This window comes from Pandoraea bronchicola (assembly GCF_902459805.1).
GTDB classification, from domain to species: Bacteria; Pseudomonadota; Gammaproteobacteria; order Burkholderiales; family Burkholderiaceae; genus Pandoraea; species Pandoraea bronchicola.
On sequence record NZ_CABPST010000005.1, the window covers coordinates 119,612 to 140,138 of the forward strand.

17 protein-coding genes and 1 pseudogene are annotated in these 20,527 nt (G+C 64.2%); 8 read left to right on the top strand and 10 right to left on the bottom strand.

The window, feature by feature from the left end:
* Positions 1–50: 50 nt before the first annotated feature.
* Positions 51–1,394 (bottom strand): ATP-binding protein, encoded by a 1,344-nt coding sequence (locus PBR20603_RS12070; RefSeq protein ID WP_246174592.1) that lies wholly within the window; start codon positions 1,392–1,394, stop codon positions 51–53.
* A gap of 128 nt (positions 1,395–1,522) precedes the next feature.
* Positions 1,523–2,251 (bottom strand): annotated as a pseudogene (locus tag PBR20603_RS12075) (response regulator); the annotation flags it as partial.
* Between the two features lie 518 nt (positions 2,252–2,769).
* Here PBR20603_RS12075 and PBR20603_RS12080 point away from each other — a divergent pair.
* The 4 genes from PBR20603_RS12080 to PBR20603_RS12095 all read left to right on the top strand — a co-directional run bounded on the left by PBR20603_RS12080 (position 2,770) and on the right by PBR20603_RS12095 (position 8,298).
* The gene (locus PBR20603_RS12080; RefSeq protein ID WP_174977901.1) at positions 2,770–3,402 is read left to right on the top strand and encodes a hypothetical protein; all 633 of its coding nucleotides are present in this window, start codon (positions 2,770–2,772) and stop codon (positions 3,400–3,402) included.
* A 124-nt stretch (positions 3,403–3,526) separates the two neighbouring features.
* Positions 3,527–4,684, top strand: a complete 1,158-nt coding sequence (gene macA / locus PBR20603_RS12085; RefSeq protein WP_150559776.1) for a macrolide transporter subunit MacA — start codon at positions 3,527–3,529, stop codon at positions 4,682–4,684.
* Positions 4,681–6,720: a MacB family efflux pump subunit gene (locus PBR20603_RS12090; protein WP_150559777.1), complete on the top strand. Its 2,040-nt coding sequence runs from the start codon at positions 4,681–4,683 to the stop codon at positions 6,718–6,720. The genes macA and PBR20603_RS12090 overlap by 4 nt, the downstream gene beginning before the upstream one ends.
* 138 nt (positions 6,721–6,858) lie before the next feature.
* Positions 6,859–8,298, top strand: coding sequence for an efflux transporter outer membrane subunit (locus tag PBR20603_RS12095; protein WP_174977902.1), 1,440 nt, complete (start codon positions 6,859–6,861; stop codon positions 8,296–8,298).
* Positions 8,299–8,338: 40 nt separating this feature from the next.
* Here PBR20603_RS12095 and PBR20603_RS12100 read toward each other — a convergent pair whose 3' ends face one another.
* Entirely contained in the window at positions 8,339–9,376 is a 1,038-nt protein-coding gene (locus tag PBR20603_RS12100; RefSeq protein WP_425495809.1) for a Rossmann-fold NAD(P)-binding domain-containing protein, read from the bottom strand.
* Positions 9,377–9,457: 81 nt separating this feature from the next.
* Between PBR20603_RS12100 and PBR20603_RS12105 the strand changes: the two genes are divergently transcribed.
* From PBR20603_RS12105 to PBR20603_RS12120, 4 genes are all read left to right on the top strand, one after another.
* The gene (locus PBR20603_RS12105) at positions 9,458–10,492 is read left to right on the top strand and encodes a CDP-6-deoxy-delta-3,4-glucoseen reductase (RefSeq protein ID WP_150559779.1); all 1,035 of its coding nucleotides are present in this window, start codon (positions 9,458–9,460) and stop codon (positions 10,490–10,492) included.
* Positions 10,493–10,765: 273 nt separating this feature from the next.
* On the top strand, positions 10,766–12,025 hold the full coding sequence (locus PBR20603_RS12110; protein WP_150559780.1) for an acetylornithine transaminase: 1,260 nt from the start codon (positions 10,766–10,768) through the stop codon (positions 12,023–12,025).
* Positions 12,026–12,131: 106 nt separating this feature from the next.
* The gene (locus tag PBR20603_RS12115; protein ID WP_150559781.1) at positions 12,132–12,629 is read left to right on the top strand and encodes a GNAT family N-acetyltransferase; all 498 of its coding nucleotides are present in this window, start codon (positions 12,132–12,134) and stop codon (positions 12,627–12,629) included.
* On the top strand, positions 12,626–13,105 hold the full coding sequence (locus PBR20603_RS12120) for a GNAT family acetyltransferase (RefSeq protein WP_150559782.1): 480 nt from the start codon (positions 12,626–12,628) through the stop codon (positions 13,103–13,105). Before PBR20603_RS12115 ends, PBR20603_RS12120 begins: the two co-directional genes overlap by 4 nt.
* Positions 13,106–13,255: 150 nt before the next feature.
* Here PBR20603_RS12120 and PBR20603_RS12125 read toward each other — a convergent pair whose 3' ends face one another.
* The 7 genes from PBR20603_RS12125 to PBR20603_RS12155 form a co-directional block, all read right to left on the bottom strand.
* Positions 13,256–13,969: an ABC transporter ATP-binding protein gene (locus PBR20603_RS12125; RefSeq protein WP_150559783.1), complete on the bottom strand. Its 714-nt coding sequence runs from the start codon at positions 13,967–13,969 to the stop codon at positions 13,256–13,258.
* Complete coding sequence (locus PBR20603_RS12130) at positions 13,969–14,742, bottom strand: ABC transporter ATP-binding protein (protein WP_150559784.1); 774 nt, start codon at positions 14,740–14,742, stop codon at positions 13,969–13,971. The genes PBR20603_RS12125 and PBR20603_RS12130 overlap by 1 nt, the downstream gene beginning before the upstream one ends.
* A 21-nt stretch (positions 14,743–14,763) precedes the next feature.
* Positions 14,764–15,897: an ABC transporter permease subunit gene (locus PBR20603_RS12135; protein ID WP_246174595.1), complete on the bottom strand. Its 1,134-nt coding sequence runs from the start codon at positions 15,895–15,897 to the stop codon at positions 14,764–14,766.
* Positions 15,898–15,915: 18 nt separating this feature from the next.
* Positions 15,916–16,866, bottom strand: coding sequence for a branched-chain amino acid ABC transporter permease (locus PBR20603_RS12140; RefSeq protein WP_150559785.1), 951 nt, complete (start codon positions 16,864–16,866; stop codon positions 15,916–15,918).
* Positions 16,867–17,077: 211 nt separating this feature from the next.
* Positions 17,078–18,286, bottom strand: a complete 1,209-nt coding sequence (locus PBR20603_RS12145; protein WP_150559786.1) for a branched-chain amino acid ABC transporter substrate-binding protein — start codon at positions 18,284–18,286, stop codon at positions 17,078–17,080.
* A 722-nt stretch (positions 18,287–19,008) separates the two neighbouring features.
* Positions 19,009–19,983, bottom strand: coding sequence for a 4-hydroxy-3-methylbut-2-enyl diphosphate reductase (gene ispH / locus PBR20603_RS12150; RefSeq protein WP_174977903.1), 975 nt, complete (start codon positions 19,981–19,983; stop codon positions 19,009–19,011).
* An 8-nt stretch (positions 19,984–19,991) separates the two neighbouring features.
* Positions 19,992–20,447, bottom strand: coding sequence for an FKBP-type peptidyl-prolyl cis-trans isomerase (locus PBR20603_RS12155; RefSeq protein ID WP_150559787.1), 456 nt, complete (start codon positions 20,445–20,447; stop codon positions 19,992–19,994).
* Between the last annotated feature and the right edge of the window lie 80 nt (positions 20,448–20,527).

Consider the following 20,527-nt stretch of genomic DNA (forward strand, 5'->3'; position numbering starts at 1 on the left):
CCCGAGCCACCTGAGCCAGTGCCGCGCAAACGGCTCGCGCCGGCAGGCGGCTAGGCGGCCGGAACCCAAGCAAGTGCGGACACCGATGCCAACGGCAAACGCAGCGTGACCCGCAGACCGCCGCCCTGCGCCTTGTCCAGACGCACGGTCCCCCCCAGCCCTTCGACCAGCCGCCCGACCAGCGACAGACCGAGGCCGCAATGGCCTTCGCCGCCGCGCGAGGCGTCCAGACGCACAAACGGACGCATCGCAAGCGCCACCTGTTCGTCGGGAATGCCCGCGCCCCAGTCGCTCACCTCGATATATCCCTCCGCCCCCTCGCACCACGTGGCCAGACGCACCGGTGGCTCGCCGTGCTCCAACGCGTTGTCGACAAGATTCGACATGACCCGGTCGAGCAGCGTGCGCGGCAGCATGAAGTCCGGGCCCGCGCGCAAATGGCAGACGAATAGCGAGGCATCCCCCTCGGGGTCGCCGGCAGCACGGGCTGCCGTTTCACCGTCGTCACCGTCGTCATCCGCCGGGAATTGCTCTCGCAGAAAGTCGTCGACGCCCACCAGCGGACTCGTATCGGCTTCGTCGCGTGCGTAGGCGAGAAATTGCTGGACGATATGGTCGATAGACGCAATATCGCGCACGAACCCATCGCGCGAACTGTCGCTGTCGATCAGATCGGCGCGCAAACGCAGGCGCGTGAGGGGCGACTTCAGATCGTGTGCAATGCCGGCGAGCATGATCGCCTGATTGTCTTCCGCTTCGGCCAGTCGCTTCGCCATGTCGTTGAAGGCGTGCGCCAGATCGCGCAACTCATGGGGCCCCTGCTCCGGCAGTAACGCCGGGCGACGCCCCCGGGCAATCACGCGCGCCGCTTGCGCCACGCGCGCGATCGGCCGCTGCATCTGCCATGCCACCAGCAACGCCAGCAGCACCGCGCCGATCAGGATGCCCACTGTCTCGCGTACGAACGGCGGCATCGGCGGCAAGTCGACGCCGATGACAATCCATTCGTTATGCTGCGGCAGCAAGACCCACAAGCTGCCGCGCTTGCGTTCGTTGATCATGTGCAACTGCGTGCCCGGCGGCAATCGCGAGAGCAGTTCCTGCCGCAGACGGGTCGCGCGTTCGTCATCCGCGCCATCGGCAAACGCCGGGGCGTCGGCCAGCGGCACGCGTCGAAGCCCATGCGGCGGCGCAAGGCTGCCCGGCGTGACCGCCCGCTGATCCACGCTCTGGATGGCGATGAGCAGGCCGCGCGCGAAGCCGTCCACCTGCTGGCGGGGACGCTGATAGAACACCAGCGCACTCCACACCAGATGCATCACCAGCAAGACGGCGATGCCCAGCCATGCCATGCGCGCGAACAGCGAGTCGCGCAGCAGCCAACGCAGACTCACGCAACCGACTCCCGCCAGCCGCGCACGGTGCGCTTGCCGACCGATGCGGATGCCGCCGGTGCGAGCGATGGCTCATCGTCGCTGCCGTCGTTGCCGTTGTTGCTGCCAACGCCACCGGATCGCTCACGGGCGTCGGACGTCGCGCCTTCGGACAATTCGCCGCCCGGCACGAAAACATAGCCCTTGCCGCGAATCGTCTGGATGTAGCGAGGCTCCGACGGATCGGTTTCGATCAGGCGCCGCAAACGCCACACCGGCACGTCCAGACTCCGATCGCGGAACGCGATGCCGTCGCCGTAGAGCATGGCGTGCAGCTTCACACGCGGCAGCACCTGCATCGGATGCTGCGTAAACGCCTTGAGCATGGCGAATTCCGTATCGCGCAGCGGTAAGCGCTCCCCCTCGCGCTGCAGGGTGCGCAGCGAGAAATCCAGCTCGAACGGACCGAAGCGGTACGGGGCGCGCGCGTCGGGAGCGCTCGCCGCCACCGGTCCGCGACGGCGCAGCACCGCGTGAATACGTGCGAGCAACTCACGCGGATCGAAGGGCTTGGCCAGATAGTCGTCTGCGCCCAGCTCCAGCCCGAGCGCGCGGTCAAGCGGACCGCCCCGCGCCGAGAGCATGATCACCGGAATGTCTTCGCCAGCCGCGCGCAGGTCCTGCAACGCACGCAGGCCATCGCGCTCGGGCATCATGATGTCGAGCAGAATCACCGACGGCCGCTCGAGTTCGAGCCGGCGCAACAGCGACGCACCGTTGTGAAGCACCGAGACCTGCATGCCATTGGCGTGCAGCAATTCGCGCAAGAGGTCGCGAACGACAGGATCGTCGTCGACCAGAAGAACATGCAGACTCATGAAATTCTCTCGGTAATTTAAGTGTTGCGCGGGGCGCTGGCGCCTTGCGACAGGTGAACGGCACTGTCTTGCGTCACAACGGGCGGCTCCGGCGTGCTGGAAAGCGCCCGGAGCGCATTCGTAAATCGATCCGGCGACGACGACGCACGGCGTGTGCCGACCGTCGCAGCAGATCCCTGACCCGGCAAACGCCAGGCGCGGTGCAGCGCCGAATTCGGCGCCCCTATGCCTCTGGACATGATTTATGCTCCCTCGGTGTCGAGTTACACCGCAGTTTGCGCGCACGTCCAGCGTCGTATTGGCCGAAGCATCTTATAGAATGGCGCCTAATCCTTATTTCAGAAAGGATTGGTAAGGCGGCACGATGCCGCGCGACGGCATGACAAGCGGCCCAATGGCAGGAAAATCAAGATTTCAGCGACGTTAGGCGACATAGCGCGCAATTATACCCATCTTGACGCGCACACGCCGACGCTGCGGCGTTGTCCACATTGTCCGAGAGGGGCATGGGAGGCAGCATGTGCCGCGCAATCTTCACACTGTGCAGCCGCAAGGCGACGACCCTGGCGACGAGTCTCGCCCTGAGCGCCAACCTCGCAGCCGCCCCGAGCGCCTTGTCTGGCCGGGTCGATTCGTCGCCGGGCGCGGCGTCGAGCGCCCCCGCCACAGCCACTGTGCAGAATTTCGGTCACGACCCCTTTCTCCACATTTCCACCGCCATTGCCGACTGCCCCACCCCGCTCGGCCCTGCCATGCGCGAATCCGACTGGCTCGCCGATGCGCATCATCGGATCGAAAAAGGAAACCACTGCTGGCTGGAAGGGCGCTGCCGGCTGTCGAACAGCTATCGCTACGACGTGGAAATTGCCGAATCGGCGCAACGACGGCTCTCGAGCATTGCCGCCGTGATTCCATGGGCGGCGCAGACATCGCTCTGGCTCACGTTTCAGCGACGCATCGTCGTTGTGCAAGGCTGCGTCGCCCCAGGTTTTGCGCTGTCGACCTTCCTCAAGGCCTTGGCCGAGACGGCCGACGTGGAAGCCGTGGTCGATCAGGTCATCGTGCGCCGGCCGGGAGCGCCCCTGCCCCGCCTGACGTATCCGACGCCCGAACACCCCGACCTGCCCGCCGGGGCCCGCGCGCTGCCCTGACGCCATTGGCCAGTCAACTCTGTTCACAAAGTCTCAACAACTGAAAACAGTTTGCGACGTCCCATTTGATTAGGATTGCCACTGGTCCGCGCATTGCGGCAGCCATTGGCCTATTCCCCGATCGATGAAGCGTTTTCCCCTGCTCCCTCTCACGCGCCGCCGCAAGATCGGCGTAGCGGTTCTCGTGGTGCTCTGCGGCCTCGCTATCTGGCAATGGCCGCGGCCCAAGCCGCCCGCCTATCTCAGCGCGAAGGTCACGCGTGGCAATCTCGAAGATGCCGTGCTCGCCACCGGCGTGCTTCAGCCGATCAAGCAAGTGGAGGTCGGGTCGCAGGCCAATGGTCAATTGCGCTCGCTCAAGGTCGCGCTCGGCGATCACGTCACCAAAGGGCAACTGCTCGCGGAAATCGACCCGACATCGAGCGACAACGATCTGCGCGAGGCGAACGCCGGGCTCACCACGCTGGCGGCCGATCGTCGCGCCAAGGCAATACGTCACGCGCAGGCCGAGCGCGAGCTGATACGTCAGCGCCAATTGGCCCTCGACGAGGCCACCTCGCCGCGCGAGCTGGAAAAGGCCCGCACCGAGTCCGACGCCCTGAGCGCCGAACTCGCTTCCCTCGATTCGCAGATCAGCCAGCAGCATGTGAAGGTCGACAAGGCCCGCACGAATCAGTCGTACACCCGCATCACTGCGCCGATCAACGGCACAGTCACGGCGATCAGCACGCAGGAAGGTCAGACGGTAACGTCGATCTATCAGATCCCGACCATTCTGAAAGTCGCCGACCTGTCGATGATGACGGTGCGCGCGCAGGTCTCCGAAGCCGACGTCGTGCGCATCCGCGAAGGTCAGCGCGTGTACTTCACGATTCTCGGCGCGCCCGAGACGCGCTACGAAGGCAAGCTGAGAGTGATTCAGCCATCGCCTGAGAAGATCAACAACGCGATCTTCTTCAATGCACTCTTCGACGTGCCGAATCCGAACGGCGTCTTGCGCCCCGACATGACCGCGCAAGTCTCGATCGTTCGTGCACACATCGAAAGCGCACTGACCTTCCCGTCCGTCGCTCTCGGCGAGAAGCGTGCCGACGGCCGCTATCGTGTGCGCGTGCTCGACAACCATGGCATGGCCCACGCTCGCTGGGTGAAGGTCGGGATCGATAACCGCCTCACGGCGCAGGCGCTCGACGGCCTGTCCGAGGGCGACCGGGTCGTGACCGCCGACCCGACCGATGCGCCGCCGCCCGGCAACAACGATGCCGGAGGAACCCCGCTGTGACAAGCGCCACCGCACCGCTGTTGCGCCTCGAGGGCGTCTCACGTACGTTCGGCGAGGGCGTGGGTGCCGTCACGGTGCTGCGCGACGTCGACCTCGAGATCGGGCGTGGCGAGATGGTCGCGATCATGGGGCCGTCCGGCTCGGGAAAATCGACGCTGATGAACGTGCTCGGCTGTCTCGACCGGGCAAGTGCGGGACGCTATGAAATCGACGGCTACGACGTCGCTTCGCTCAGTGACGATGCGCTCGCCGCACGGCGGCGCGAGTCGTTCGGCTTCATCTTCCAGCGCTATCACCTGATGGGGCATCTCACGGCGCAGGGCAATGTCGAAGTGCCCGCAGTGTACGCAGGCACATCGAAGACGGCCCGCTCGTTGCGCTCGGCGGCATTGCTTGAACGCCTGGGACTCGGCAAGCACTTGTCGCATCGCCCTTCGCAAATGTCCGGCGGACAGCAGCAGCGCGTAAGCATCGCGCGTGCGCTGATGAATGGCGGCGACATCATCCTCGCCGACGAACCGACCGGCGCGCTCGACAGCCGAAGCGGCCTTGAGGTCATGCAGATCCTGCGCGAATTGCACGCGCGAGGTCACACGATCATTCTGGTGACGCACGACCCCGGTGTTGCGGCATGGGCGCAACGCATCATCGAGATTGCCGATGGACGCATCGTGCGCGATCGCATGAACGATACGCCTTGCGTGCCCGTCACGGATTCGGCGGCGACGGCGCACTACGAGACGTCACGCGATGACCGCGCGGAGGGTCAGACGCCATCCGCCGCCACAGCTGCGGCAACGGCAACCTTCCGACGCCAACCGAGCCGTTGGATGCGCGGCTGGCCAACGTTCTCCGAAAGCCTGTCGATGGCCTGGCACGCACTTGCGTCGCATCGGTTGCGCACGGGGCTGACGATGCTCGGCATCATCATCGGCATCACGTCGGTCGTGTCGCTCTCTGCGATTGGCGAGGGCACAAAGCGGCGCGTGCTCGACGACATCGGTAATATCGCACCGAACACGATCACCGTGCTGCGTGGCAAGGACTTCAACGACGACAGGGCCGTCGAGATTCGCACGCTGCTGCCACGCGACGCCGCCCTGCTCGCCGCGCAGCCGTACACCGACAGCGTGACGCCACAGGTCGGCCCGCGCACGGCCCGCATGCGCTTCGGACGTCTCGACACCGACGCGCAAGTGCATGGCGAAGGGGCCGATTTTCTGCGCGCCAACGGTCTGAAGCTCGCCCGTGGACGCAGCTTCGACACCGTCGAAGTCGAGCACCAGGCACAGGTCGCGCTGCTCGGAGAGAACACCCTCAGGAAGCTCATGCCGAACGGTGGCGATCCCGTCGGCCAGATCGTGCTCGCGGGATCTCTCCCGTTGCGGATCATCGGCGTGGTGCGCGATCGCTCGTCGATGTTCATCAGCCGCTCGCTGAACGTCTATGCGCCGTGGACGACAGTCGCGAGCCGTCTGTCCGGACAGCAGCATCTGGAGTCGATCACCGTGCGCATCCTCGACGGGCATCCTCCCGCGGCCGCCGAGGCCGGCATTATCCGCGTGCTCACGCGCGCGCACGGTCAGAAGGACTTCTTCACGTTCAACATGGACACCATCGTGAAGTCGATCTCACGCACGAGCCACATGCTCACGCTGCTGCTCTCGTTCGTGGCGCTGATTTCACTCGTGGTCGGCGGTATCGGCGTGATGAACATCATGTTGGTGTCTGTCACGGAACGCACGCGCGAGATCGGCATTCGACGCGCCATCGGCGCGCGCCGTCAAGACATTCTCCGGCAGTTTCTGATCGAAGCGGTGCTCGTGTGCATGATGGGCGGCGCTGTCGGTGTGGGGCTGTCCTACGCCATCGGCTGGCTCGTTGAAGCGCTCGTGCCGCAAGTCGCCGTCGTGTTCTCCGCGAGCACGTTGACTGCGGCAGTGATATGCGCCTGCGCCATCGGTGTCGTCAGCGGCTGGTGGCCCGCGCGCAGCGCCGCGCGGCTCGACCCGGTCGATGCTCTGGCCCGTGAATGATTTGCCCCCAACCGTCCCGCAGCGCCCCCCTCTGGCTCGGGATGGCTTTTATACCCCGCGCGCGATTCGGTGTCGCGCGCGGGGGTCTTTTTGGCAGATTCGATGATTCGCTTTTCACGACTCCCTCACGCTCGCCGCATGCGGTCCGCCACGCCGATACGGCCGTCGCTCTGCGTGATGGCCGCCGCCGCACTGCTCGCCGGGTGCGGCCTCACGCGCACGGACTACGAACGCCCTGCGCTGCCCGTCCCGGCACAGTTTGCCGCGCCGCTCGATGGCATACAGAGCACCACCGCGAGCGCATCGCAACGCGCCGATGACGGCATCGATCCGTGGTGGCAGGCGTTCCGCGACCCGCAGCTCGACACGCTCGTCAGGCAGGCGATGGATACCAACCCCGCTCTCGCCCTCAGGGCCTTGCAGGCGGATCGCGACGCGCTGCAAGCTGGCCTTACCGGCGCGAATCGCTGGCCGCAGGTCTCCGGCACCGTGACCGCCGCCAAGTCGCGAGCGCTCGACGGCGGCATGGCCGCGCTCGTCTACAACGGGCAGACGCAAACGACGTCGGGCGCGAGCATCGGCATCAGCTACGAAGTCGATTTGTGGAACAAACTCGCCGCGCAACGCGACGCCGCCCATTGGCAAGCCACCGCCAGCGCATGGGATCGACGCGCTGCCGCGCTCTCGCTATCGAGTCAGGTGGCGTCGCTCTATTGGCGTGTGGCGTATCTGAACGAGAACGTGCGCAGCGCCACGGAGGACCTCGCCGCTGCAGAGCGGGCGGTCGCACTGGTCGATGCGCGCCGGCGCGCCGGTGACGTGGCGGCAATCGATCAGGTACAAGCGCAACAGGATCGCGACGCGGTGGCCGGGGCGCTGGCAGACTGGGAACGGCTGCGCGACATCGCGCGTCACTCGCTCGCCAACGCCGTGGGCCTTCCTGCGCAGACGCGATTTGCCGAAAGCCCCTCGCTCACCCCGGTGCATCTGCCCGACATCGCGCCGGGCCTGCCCGCGTCGCTGCTCGCGCGGCGGCCCGATCTTGCCGCCGCCGAGACCCGCGTGCGTGCGCGATTGGCCGATGTCGACGCCGCGCGGCTCTCTTTCTATCCGTCGATCACACTCAACGGCACGGCCAGCACCCTCAGCGACTCGATGTCGCGGCTGCTGGCCAATCCCGTGGGCACGCTCGCGGCCACCGTCGCCATGCCGTTCCTGCAAGTGCAGACCGCGCGTTTCACCACCGCGCTTGCCCGCAACGACTACGAACAATCAGTCGTCACGTTCCGCAGCACACTGCTCACGGCGTTGACCGAAGTCGAAGACGCGCTCTCGGCGCGCGAGCGCACAACGTCGCAATACACGTCGCTCGCCAGTGCGGCGGCATTGGCGCAGCGCGCGGCAGATTTATCGGGCGCCCGGTATCGCGCGGGGGATATCGGCCTGCAAAGCTGGCTCGACGCCCAGCGGCTCGCGCGCCAGGCCCGACGCAATGCCGCGCAGTCGCGCCTCGATCAAGTCGATGCGACGCTCTCGCTCGTCAAGGCGCTGGGCGGGACGCTGGGGAACGACGGCTGAGACGCCGGCGCCGTCGGGCCCCGCTCGCGGCTCAGGAGGCTCAGGAGGCTCGGGCGGCCTCGCTCGACGGCGGCGCGCACGGCAATGTGGCAAGCAGCGCCGCCACATCGGGATACCTCAGCCGATAGCCCAGTTCGCGCTTGAGCCGCGTGTTGGCCAGCCGGCGCGACTCCGACATGAACGACAGCAGCGTCGGCTCCAGCACGCGGCCGGCTTCGTCGCGCGAAATACGCGGCGGGCGGGCAAGGCCGAGCGCGTCGGCCACGCGGTCGAAATACTCGCCCATGCGCCACTCGGTGTCGTCGCTCGCATGCACGATCCGCTGCGCCTTGCCGCGCCACATCGCGCGAATCAGGATCGCCGCCAGATCGTCAGCGTGTATATGGTTGGTGAAAACGTCGTCGCACGCCTGCAACGCCGGGGTGCCACGCTGCAAACGCGCGATCGGAAGGCGGTCTGCCGCGTAAATGCCCGGAATACGCACGATAGACGCCCGCCAGGACGCTCGTGCGTGCACAGTGTGACGCCATGCCGCGCGCGCACCTGTCACTGCCGGGGCCCCGGCGCGCGCCGGGCCAGCGGCCAGCACGCGGCGGACGTTACGGGCGTGCGCCGACGGGCGGCCGAGCGAGCGCACCGTGCGTTCGGCATCGACGCGGCGCTGCCCGCGCGGCGAACGCGGCCGCGGCGTGCGGGTCTCGTCCACGTAGGCGCCGCCGCAGTCGCCGTAGACCCCGCTAGTACTCGCATAGACAAAAATGCGACGGGGTGCACGGGGCTGGTGCGGCAAGGCGCGACGCCCCCCCTCGGGTACAATGACGGGCTTCGGCGCACGGTTCAGCGCCGCGCGCAAACGGCGCGTGCGCAGGTCCAGCGAACCGCTGCCGGCGACCCCGGCGGGCGGGGCAAGATGCAGTACCCGTGGGGCCAGACGGCCGATGCGATGCAGGCTCGCCGCGTCGTCCAGATTGGCGACGACGGGCACGGCGCCCGCCGCGCGCAAGGCCGCATGACGGGCATTGCTGGAGGTCACGGCAAAGACACGAAAGCGTTTGACGAGAGCCGGCAGTGCGCGCATGCCGACGTCGCCGCAGCCTACGACCAACAGGCGCGGGCGACCGAAGGATTTCGACGAATTTTTCATTTTTCGGATTGTAGTATGGCTTACAACGTTAGCCTCGTGCCGAGCGGGCGCGAATTCCAGGTCGAAGACGGCGAGGCCGTGCTTTCTGCTGCGCTGCGTCAGGGGATCGGCCTGCCTTACGGCTGCAAGAATGGCGGTTGCGGTTCCTGCAAGGCTAGGCTGGTCGAAGGCAGCGTCGAGCATGGCGCGCATTCCGGCTCGGCACTTTCCAAGGATGAGGAAACGCGCGGTTTCGCATTGCTGTGCTGCGCACACGCCAAAAGCGACCTCGTCATCGAGTCGCGCGAAGTCAAAGGCTTCGGCGACATTCCGGTCAAGCGCCTGCCGTGCCGCGTGAACGCCCTCGAGCGGCGCGCCGACGACGTCATCGTGATGCGTCTGCAATTGCCCGCCAACGAGCGTTTCCAGTACCTTGCCGGCCAATACATCGAGTTCATCCTGAAGGACGGCAAGCGGCGCAGCTATTCGATGGCGACCGCACCGCACGAAGAAGGCTTCCTCGAGCTTCACCTGCGTCACATGCCCGGCGGCGTATTCACCGACCACGTCTTCAACACCATGAAGGAGCGCGAGATTCTTCGCTTCGAAGGGCCGCTCGGCACGTTCTTCCTTCGCGAAGACTCGGACAAGCCCATCGTGCTGCTCGCCTCGGGCACCGGCTTCGCCCCCATCAAGGCGATCGTCGAGCATGCCGCTCACAAGGGCCTCGACCGGCCGATGACACTTTACTGGGGCGCGCGTCAGTTGAAGGACATCTACATGCGCGAGCTGGCCGAACAGTGGGCGCGCGACATCCCGGGCTTCCGGTTCGTGCCGGTACTCTCGGAAGCCGCGCCCGAAGATCAGTGGCAAGGCCGCACGGGCTTCGTGCATCGCGCCGTGGCGGAAGACCTGCCGGATATGTCGGGGTACGAAGTCTACGCCTGCGGCGCACCGGTCATGGTGGAATCGGCGCGCCGGGATTTCGTCGCGCATCACCAACTGCCCGAAGAGGCGTTCTACGCCGACGCCTTCACCACCGAAGCCGACAACCCCGGCGCCGGTCAGTGAAGCGAATGATGCACGCGGGTGCAAAGATGCGCGCACGCCACAGTGTGTGCATATCCTTTGACAAGCGCCGCGTCACCGCCTTATGCTTGCCAGCATGAACCTGAGTGCCATCGCCTCGATCCGACGTCGCCGTACGCTGCCCCAACCGGGATGCCGCGCGGCACGCTATCGACTGCGATAACACGCAGGTTCTCAAGCACAGCGAAGCCACGGGCAACCCCCGTGGCTTTTTTTATTTCCCTGTCTCTCTCACCTTGCCCTTCGGAGACCGTCATGTCGCTTGCCAATTCGTCCGCCGTCCCGCCGTCCGCCGCCCCTAAGACGGCACGCAACGCCAAGTTCACAGAGTTCGCCACGCAGGCGTTGCTGCCTATCACGTCGCGCCCCGACCTCGTGTTCACACACGGTAAAGGCCGCTGGCTGTATGACCACGACGGCAAGCGATATCTGGACTTCATTCAGGGCTGGGCCGTCAACAGTCTCGGCCATTGCCATCCGGTCATGCGTGACGCCCTCGCCACGCAAGGCGCGATGCTGCTCAACCCCAGCCCCGCGTATTACAACTTGCCGATGATCGAGCTGGCCGACCTGCTCACCAGACTCTCGGGGCTCGGCAAGGTCTTCTTCGCCAACAGCGGCGCCGAGGCCAACGAGAGCGCGATCAAGCTGGCACGCAAGTGGGGGCAGTTGCACCCGAACGCCTCGGGCGGTGCGCGTTTCGAGATCATCACGTTCAAGAACGCGTTCCATGGACGCACGCTCGCCACCATGTCCGCGAGCGGCAAGCCGGGTTGGGACACGATCTTCGCCCCGCAGGTGCCGGGTTTTCCGAAGGCCGACATGAACGATATCGCGTCGGTCGAAGCCCTCATCGGCCCCGACACCGTCGCCGTGATGCTCGAGCCGATTCAGGGCGAAGCCGGTGTCGTGCCGGCCACCGAAGCGTTCCTGAAGGCATTGCGTGCCCTCACGAAAGCGCGCGGGCTGCTGCTGATCGTGGATGAGGTGCAGACGGGATGCGGACGCACGGGCACACTCTTCTCGCATCAGCAGGCCGGCATCGTCCCCGACATCATGACGCTCGGCAAGGGGATCGGGGGCGGTGTGCCGCTCGCTGCCATGCTTTGCGGCGACGAATTCGCCGTCTTCCAACCGGGCGATCAGGGCGGTACATACAACGGCAATCCGCTCATGTGCGCCGTTGGTCTTGCGGTCATGCGCACGGTCAGCGCCCCGGGCTTTCTCGAATTCGTGCGCGCACAGGCGGACTATCTGAGCGCCGGGTTGCAGCATCTGTCGTCGCGCTACGGCGGTGAGGGCGAGCGCGGCGCCGGCTTGCTGCGCGCGCTGCTGCTCGGGCGCGACATCGGTCCGCAACTGGTCGAAGCCGCGCGCGAGATGACACCGGACGGCTTGTTGCTCAACGCCGCGCGCCCGAACCTGCTGCGCTTCATGCCTGCACTGAATGTGAGCCGCGACGAGATCGACCAGATGCTCTCGATGCTCGACACGCTTCTCGCCAAACACGTCTGACGATGACACGACCGCGTCCGGCAAATCAGCCGGATACGCGCGCACGCCACGCCCGGAGCCTCCCGGGCGGCGCGCTGCGTGCGCCATCGCACTGGAGACACTTCTCATGAACGATCTGAGTCACGGGCATCCGACGCCGCCCGCCGACGCCATCGTCGAAATCTCGGCCGATCCGGCACGGCTCGACATCGGCTTCATCCATCATGCGCTGTCGACGCAAACACAATGGGCCAAGGACATACCGCGAGACACGCTCGTGCGCGCCATCTCCCACTCGCTGTGCTTCGGTGCGTATGCAACGCAAGTGGAAGGCGGCCCAGCGAATCAAGTGGGGTTCGCCCGCGTGATCACGGACCACGCGACATTTGCCTATCTGGCCGACGTGTTCGTCGATCCGTCCATGCGCGGGCTGGGCATTGGTAAGCGTCTGTGCGAGAACGTGCTGGCGCACCCCGCCTTGCAGCAACTGCGGCGTTTTCTGCTCGCCACCACCGACGCGGCGGGCCTCTATGCCCGCTACGGCTTCGAGCCGCTCGGCCCCGTCAACAAGATGATGCAGATTCACCGGCCCGACATTTACACCGGCAAACAGGAGGCGCCATGATCGCGACGCCCGCCGATATTCACATCCGGACGTTCGATGACGCCGACACCGAGCCCGTCATCGCGCTCTGGCGCGAGGCATTCCCCGAATACAACGCGTCGGACAAGCCGCATCGCGAACCGCGCCGCTCGATTGCGAACAAGATTGCCATGCGCGACGGGCTTTTCTTCGTCGCCGTGCGTGAGCGCGAAATCGCGGGCACTGTCATGGCCGGGTACGACGGTCATCGCGGCTGGGTCTACTCGCTGGCGGTGTCGCGTGCGCTGCGACGTCGCGGCGTCGCAAGCGCGTTGCTGCGTCACGCGGAAATCGCACTGACCGAACGCGGCTGCCTCAAGCTCAATCTGCAAGTCCTCACGCACTCGCGCGAAGCGCTGGCGTTCTACGCCGCGCACGGCTACGCCGCAGACGATGTCGTGAGTCTGGGCAAGCGACTGCCGCTCGTCTCGACCGCAAACGGTCAGACGATGCCTTAATCCGCCATAGCTCACCGTCACTCACCGTCACTCACCGTCACCCGCAACAACACCGGTCGAAGCAAAACACAAAGGGCGCCGAAGTTGCCTTCGGCGCCCTTTGCTCATCGTCCGGCTTGCGTCAGACGTTCATGCTCGCTGGCGAACGCCTCACTCCCCCAGATACGCGGCGCGCACCTTCGGATCGTCGAGCATGTCTTTCGCGTCACCGGTCATGGTGACGAGGCCACTGTCCATCACGTAGCCGCGATGCGCCGCTTGCAGCGCCAGACGCGCGTTCTGCTCCACGAGCAGCACGGTCACGCCTTCGGCCGACACGGTACGCACGACCTCGAAGATCTTCTCGACCATGATCGGCGAGAGACCCATCGACGGCTCGTCGAGCAGCAGCAGCTTGGGCTGGCTCATGAGCGCGCGCGCCATCGCCAACATCTGCTGTTCCCCCCCTGAGAGCGTGCCGGCGAGCTGGTCCTTGCGCTCCTTCAGACGCGGGAAAATGCCGAACATCTTGTCGACGTCCTGCTTGATGCCCGCGCTGTCGTTGCGCAGATACGCCCCCATCTGCATGTTCTCGAGGATGGTCATGCGCGTGAAAATGCCCCGGCCCTCGGGCACCATCGCCAGCCCCTGCTTGAGCAGATCGAACGCCTTCACGCCACGAATCGACTTACCCAGATACTCGATATCGCCATCGGCCCACGGCAACAGCCCCGTGATCGCCTTCATCGTGGTGGTCTTGCCCGCACCGTTCGCGCCAATTAGCGTGACCAGTTCGCCCGGCTGGATATGCAGGTCAATCCCCTTGACCGCCTTGATCCCGCCGTAAGCGACTTTCAGGCCCTTGATCGTCAACATTGCGCTCATCAATGGCCTCCTGCACCGAGATACGCTTCAATCACCGCCGGATTTTTCTGCACATCCTGCGGCAAACCTTCGGCAATCACCTTGCCGTAATCGAGCACCGTCATCCGGTTGCACAAGCCCATCACCAGCTTCACGTCGTGCTCGATGAGCAGGATCGTGCGGCCATCGCTGCGGATCTTGTCGAGCAACCCGCGCAGTTCCACCTTCTCGGTCGCGTTCATGCCGGCCGCCGGCTCATCGAGCGCGAGCAGCTTCGGATCGGTCGCCAGCGCACGCGCAATCTCCAGACGACGCTGGTGGCCGTACGAGAGATTCGCCGCCGTGTAGTTGGCGTACTTCGCCACGCCCACGTACTCGAGCAGTTCCATCGCGCGATCGCGAATGGCACGTTCCTCGGCCTTCGCGCCCGGGTAACGCAAGATCGCGCCGACCACCCCCATCTTCGTGCGCACGTGGCGTCCGACCATCACGTTCTCGACGACGGTCATGCCGCCGAACAGGCGAATGTTCTGGAACGTGCGCGCAATGCCAGCCTTGGCCACTTCATGCACGGCCGTAGGCTTGTACGATTCTCCGGCGAGCCGGAACTCGCCCGAGTCCGGCGTGTACAGGCCTGTAATCACGTTGAAGAACGTGGTCTTGCCCGCACCGTTCGGGCCGATCAGCCCGTAGATTTGCCCCGGCTTGATCTCCAGCCCCACATCGGTGAGGGCCTGCAGACCGCCGAAGCGCTTGTTCACGCCCTTGACGGACAGAAGAATTTGTTCGCTCATCTTGAATTCGTCTCCCTCGGCTTACAGAGTCCGTTCTTCCGGACGCGGCGACGGCCACAGGCCGGCCGGACGGTACAGCATGATCAGAATCATGGCCAGACCGTACAGCAACTGCCGGATCACTTCGGGATCGACGATGACGCTGCCGAACAACTTCATCTGCAACGGGCCCATGGTCGAGCGCAAGATCTCGGGAAACGCCGAGAGCAGCACACCGCCCAGAATCACGCCCGGAATGTGGCCCATGCCGCCGAGCACCACCATCGAGAGCACGACGATCGACTCCCAGAAGGTGAACGACTCGGGCGAGACGAAGCCCTGGAACGCCGAGAACATGCCCCCGGCCACGCCGCCGAACGACGCGCCCATGGCAAACGCGAGCAGCTTGATGTTGCGTGTATTGATACCCATCGCCTTGGCGGCAATTTCGTCTTCACGAATGGCGACCCAGGCGCGTCCGATGCGTGAGTGCTGCAAGCGCACGCAGATGAACGCAATGAGCAACGCCAGGAACACGAACAGGTAGTAGTACATGTACACCGAGTTGACCTGAATCCCGAAGACGTTGTGCGCTTTCGAGAAGTCGAAGCCGAACAACGACGCGAGCTGGATGCCGGTGATCCCCTTCGGGCCGTTGGTAATGTTCACCGGCCGGTCGAGGTTGTTCATGAAGATACGGATGATCTCGCCGAAGCCCAACGTCACGATGGCCAGGTAGTCTCCGCGCAGACGCAGCGTCGGCGCGCCCAGCAAGATGCCGAAGATCGCCGCGACCGCTGCCCCTATCGGTATCGTGAACCACACCGGCACATGCAGGCCGCCCGGGAAGAGATGCGCGATCCACTCGAACTGCGTGGTCAGGTGAGGCGAGCTGAGGAACGCCGTGACGTACGCACCCACCGCATAGAACGCGATATAGCCCAAATCGAGCAGGCCGGCGAAGCCCACCACGATATTCAGGCCCAGCGCGAGCATGATGTAGAGCAGCGCGAAGTCGAGCACGCGCACCCAGTAGTTGCCGCCAGCGTAGCCCACGAGCATAGGTGCGACGATAGCGCCGATCAGGAAGATTGCAAGGCCGCGATAGGCCTTGCGGGTAGCGGCCGCCGCAGAGATCTGCGTCGCCGGCGTGGAGGTTTGCACAGGTTGATTCATAGTGTGGCTCCTCCCCGCTTATGCACGATCTGCCACGCGCTCGCCGAGCAGACCGCTCGGACGGAACACCAGCACGATGATCAGAACGACAAAGGCAAACACGTCCTGATAGTTACTGCCGAACACCCCACCGGTCAGATCGCCGATATAGCCGGCGCCCAACGCTTCGATGAGACCCAGCAGCACACCGCCGACCATCGCACCTTGCAGGTTGCCGATACCGCCAAGCACCGCTGCGGTAAATGCTTTCATCCCGGGAATGAAGCCCATGTAGAAGTGGGCATTGCCGTAGTTCGAGGCCATCATCACCCCGGCAAGTGCTGCGAGAGCACCGCCCAGTGCGAACGTGGCCGAGATCACGAAGTTGGGGTTCACGCCCATGAGACCCGCGACGTTGCGGTTCTCCGCCGTCGCGCGCATGGCGCGGCCCAGCTTGGTGCGGTTCACGAGCTGCGTGAGGCCGAACATCACGAGGAACGCGACCACCACGATCACGATACCGGTGCCGTTGGTCACGGCGCCCGGGTGATCACCGCGTTGCGGGATGATCGTCATGGCGTCGGTGGGCAGCAGTTGCGGGAACGAGAGCGGGTTACGCGACCAGATCAGCATGGCGATCGTCTGCAACAACAGCGACACACCAATGGCCGTGATCAGTGGCGCGAGACGCGGCGCATTGCGCAACGGCCGGTATGCCACGCGCTCGATCACGAAGTTGACCAAGGCGCACGTGGGCATACAAACGAGCGTGGCGATGGCCAGCATGAGCGCCGGATGCATGTTCGGCGCGACCTTCAACAACAGGTTGATGGTGGACAGCGCGACCATCGCGCCGATCATCATCACGTCGGCGTGGGCAAAGTTGATGATGCCCAGAATGCCGTAGACCATCGTATAGCCCAGCGCAATGATCGCGTACACGCTACCAAGCACGAGGCCGTTCAAGATTTGTTGGATAAAGATATCCATGAAGCTAACTCCTTGTCCCGAAAACGGGCTCTCGACACGCTTGCCCGATAGGGCGCGCGAGGGGGTCGAGAGAACTGCGGGTAATGAGGCGTAATCCTGTGTCAGGAGGGGGGCCGTGCCCGTCATGCAGGCACGGCATCGTTCCGCAGATATCGAAACGGCACCGAACGGGTAGGCACCGGTGCCGTTTCATGGCGCGAGCGCCCGGGAGTTACATCTTCACCACGTCGAGCACGCTCTTCTTCTTGTCCTTGTAGTTGTAGAGCGTGATGACCGGTTCCTTCATGTCACCCTTGCTGTCGAAAGCGATATGACCGATGACACCCTTGTAGTCCGTCGCCGGCATCGCTGCCAGAATCTTCGCCGGATCGGTCGAGTTGGCACGCTTCATCGCGTCGACGATCACGTTGACGGCGTCATACGTGAACGGGGCGTAGATCTGGATCGGCTGGTTGAAACGGGCTTCGTAGCGCTTCGCGAAGTCCGCACCGCCTTCCATCTTCGACAGCGCCATGCCCGCTTCCGAGCAAACGATGTTGTCGATGGCGTCGCCGGCCAGTTCGGCCACCTTGTCGGTACACACGCCGTCGCCGGCCAGCACCTTGGCACCGATACCCAGTTCCTTCGACTGCTTGGCGAACGGGCCGCCGGTGGCATCCATACCGCCGTACATGATGATGTCCGGACGCTCACCCTTGATCTTCGTCAGAATGGCGCGGAAGTCCGTGGCCTTGTCGTTGGTCGCATCGTGCGAGAGCACCTTCAGGCCGTTGGCCTTGGCGGTCTTCTCGAACTCGTCAGCCAAGCCCTTGCCGTAGGCAGTCGCGTCGTCGACGATGGCCACCGACTTGGCACCCAGCGCCTTGGTGGCGTAGTTGGCCAGTGCCGGACCCTGCTGAGCATCGGTCGCGACCACACGATAGGCGGTCTTGAAGCCCTGCTGGGTATATGCCGGGTTGGTTGCCGACGGCGAGATCTGCACGATACCTGCATCGCTATAGATCTTCGACGCCGGAATCGTCGTACCGGAATTCAAGTGGCCCACCACGGCGACGACCTTCTCGTCGACGAGCTTCTGGGCAACCTGCGTTGCAGTCTTCGGATCGGCAGCATCGTCTTCCGCTACCAGCTCCAGCTTGACCGGTTTGCCATCGATGGTCAGGCCAGCCTTGTTGGCCTCTTCGACAGCCAGGCGTGCACCATTTTCGTTATCTTTGCCCAGGTGAGCAATTTGGCCCGTCAGCGGTGCAACGTGACCGATCTTGATAACAACCGCATCGCCGCCCCCGCTGGCGGCTGTCGTCGCGGCAGGTGCAGAAGCGGCACCCGAATCGGCCTGCTTTTCTTCCTTCTGACCGCATGCCGCCAACAGCGTCACTGCGGCGACAACGGGCAGTACCTTCGCGAACTTGAGTTGCATTTGTTTATCTCCTGATTGTCGGCGGTTTAATAACGCCAAAAACGCCAATTCGATGTTTCGTATGCGAAACGCGCGCATTGTAACTCCATTCTTTGCGGCTGCGACGCTCGCCGCCACAGGGTTTTCCATAATGGAGGACTAAGGTTTTATACCGACTTGTGCAACCCTAATTTTTCAAAAGCGCAACCCCGGATTTGTTAAAGGTTTTACGCACCCGCGCGCACCGGCCCGGGCGGCCTCATGGTGCAACCAATGCACCACTGATGGGCTTGAGCGCCACATCATGTTAATAAGCAATTAGCATGCCTATCACAGTTGGAGGGTTGCATCTAATTAAGTGAATATATAAATAATTAGATTCCGGAAAACCAGACGCTATTTTCTTTTCCCAATTCTTTATTCGTTGAATTATCAATTGGTGTCATTGGTTTCGCCTGACAAGACATCAAAACATGCGAAATTCGCCGCGCGGATTTTTTTCGTAATTGCGTCTGATAATGCGAGAATTGTGCAACCGGATTCGCTGATGGGGGCGAGCGGCAGGGGCACGGGATGCGCGTCGCATCAGACGGCCTGGGGTGGGCCGCCGACGCTGTCGTGTGCGCAGAAGGGGGGCGGCGGAAATGAGGACGTAAATAAACCGGGGCCGCGTTATGCGACACCCGGTTTGCGGGCCATGCGGCGTTACCGCTGGCCGTTCGATCTGGCTGCGCGGACGGCGCTTAGCCGGCAGCCACCTGCGCGAGGCCCTTGGGCAGCGGGAAAGCGATATTTTCCTCCACGCCCTCGAGCACCTTGACCTGATTGACACCAAGTTCGCGCAAACGCAACACGATGGACTGCGCCAGCACTTCCGGCGCCGATGCGCCGGCCGTCACACCGATCCGGCGCTTGCCATCGAACCATTCAGGCTTGAGCTGATCGGGCGAGTCGACCATATAGGCGGGCACGCCCATCTTTTCGGCAACCTCGCGCAGGCGGTTCGAATTCGAACTGTTCGGGCTGCCGACGACCACGACCACGTCGCACTGCGGCGCCATGAACTTCACGGCGTCCTGACGATTCTGCGTCGCGTAGCAAATGTCCTGCTTCTTCGGCTCGGTGATCAGCGGGAAGCGCTTTTTGAGCGCATTGATGACCTCGGCGGCATCGTCGACAGACAGCGTTGTCTGCGTCACGTACGCGAGCTTGTCCTCATTCGCCACCTGCAGCGCCAGCACGTCGTCAATCGTCTCGACGAGGAACATGCCCTCGCCCGACTGCCCCATCGTACCCTCCACTTCCGGGTGGCCCTTGTGGCCGATCATGATGATCTCCAGCCCCTGACCGCGCATCTTCGCCACTTCGACGTGCACCTTGGTGACGAGCGGGCACGTCGCATCGAAGATGCGCAGGCCGCGAGCTTCCGCCTCGGTACGCACCGCTTGCGACACGCCATGAGCACTGAAGATCAGCGTGTTGCCCGACGGCACGTCCGTCAATTCTTCGACGAAAATCGCGCCCTTCTTGCGAAGGTTTTCGACGACATACGCGTTGTGCACGATCTCGTGACGCACATAGATCGGCGCGCCGTACATGGCGAGTGCGCGCTCGACGATCTCAATGGCACGGTCAACACCCGCGCAAAAGCCACGCGGCTGAGCCAGCAGGATTTCTGCATCCGACAACATCGGTGCTACGACTTGGGTGGCGCTCATTTCGATTCCTACAGAATGCCGATAATCTGGACTTCGAACACGATCGGCTGGCCGGCCAGCGGGTGGTTGAAGTCGAACAATGCCCAGCCGTCGCCCAGCTCGCGCAGGATGCCCGCATAGCGGCCACCGCTCGGCGCGTTGAACTCGACCAGATCGCCAACGCTATATGCTTCGCCAAAGTTGCTGTTTTCCTGAAGCGTCTTCATCGAGACGCGTTGCAGCAGCTCCGGATTGCGCGGGCCAAAGGCCTGCTCAGGTGCCAGTTCGATCCGACGCCGCTCCCCCACCGTCATTCCCAGCAGCGCCTGCTCCAGCGTCGGGGCCATCTGGCCGCCGCCGAGCTGCAGCGTCGCTGGTGTGCCTTCGAAAGTGTTGACAATGTCCGCGCCGTCGGGCGCAGCGATCCGGTAGTGGAGCGTCAGATAGGAATCGTCTTGAACCACGGGGGTTGCAACAGAACTCATGGGGGTCTCACAGCAAGGTCAAGCTATTATTGTAAATGACGCCGCGTTGCGCGTCCGGCTCCCCAGCAAAGCAGCCCCGA

Coding starts and splice junctions, on each gene's coding strand:
- PBR20603_RS12080 (WP_174977901.1), top strand. CDS start 2,770: ATGTGCCGCGCAATCTTCACACTGTGCAGCCGCAAGGCGACGACCCTG.
- macA (WP_150559776.1), top strand. CDS start 3,527: ATGAAGCGTTTTCCCCTGCTCCCTCTCACGCGCCGCCGCAAGATCGGC.
- PBR20603_RS12095 (WP_174977902.1), top strand. CDS start 6,859: ATGCGGTCCGCCACGCCGATACGGCCGTCGCTCTGCGTGATGGCCGCC.
- PBR20603_RS12100 (WP_425495809.1), bottom strand. CDS start 9,376: ATGCGCGCACTGCCGGCTCTCGTCAAACGCTTTCGTGTCTTTGCCGTG.
- PBR20603_RS12105 (WP_150559779.1), top strand. CDS start 9,458: ATGGCTTACAACGTTAGCCTCGTGCCGAGCGGGCGCGAATTCCAGGTC.
- PBR20603_RS12110 (WP_150559780.1), top strand. CDS start 10,766: ATGTCGCTTGCCAATTCGTCCGCCGTCCCGCCGTCCGCCGCCCCTAAG.
- PBR20603_RS12115 (WP_150559781.1), top strand. CDS start 12,132: ATGAACGATCTGAGTCACGGGCATCCGACGCCGCCCGCCGACGCCATC.
- PBR20603_RS12120 (WP_150559782.1), top strand. CDS start 12,626: ATGATCGCGACGCCCGCCGATATTCACATCCGGACGTTCGATGACGCC.
- PBR20603_RS12125 (WP_150559783.1), bottom strand. CDS start 13,969: ATGAGCGCAATGTTGACGATCAAGGGCCTGAAAGTCGCTTACGGCGGG.
- PBR20603_RS12130 (WP_150559784.1), bottom strand. CDS start 14,742: ATGAGCGAACAAATTCTTCTGTCCGTCAAGGGCGTGAACAAGCGCTTC.
- PBR20603_RS12135 (WP_246174595.1), bottom strand. CDS start 15,897: ATGAATCAACCTGTGCAAACCTCCACGCCGGCGACGCAGATCTCTGCG.
- PBR20603_RS12140 (WP_150559785.1), bottom strand. CDS start 16,866: ATGGATATCTTTATCCAACAAATCTTGAACGGCCTCGTGCTTGGTAGC.
- PBR20603_RS12145 (WP_150559786.1), bottom strand. CDS start 18,286: ATGCAACTCAAGTTCGCGAAGGTACTGCCCGTTGTCGCCGCAGTGACG.
- ispH (WP_174977903.1), bottom strand. CDS start 19,983: ATGAGCGCCACCCAAGTCGTAGCACCGATGTTGTCGGATGCAGAAATC.
- PBR20603_RS12155 (WP_150559787.1), bottom strand. CDS start 20,447: ATGAGTTCTGTTGCAACCCCCGTGGTTCAAGACGATTCCTATCTGACG.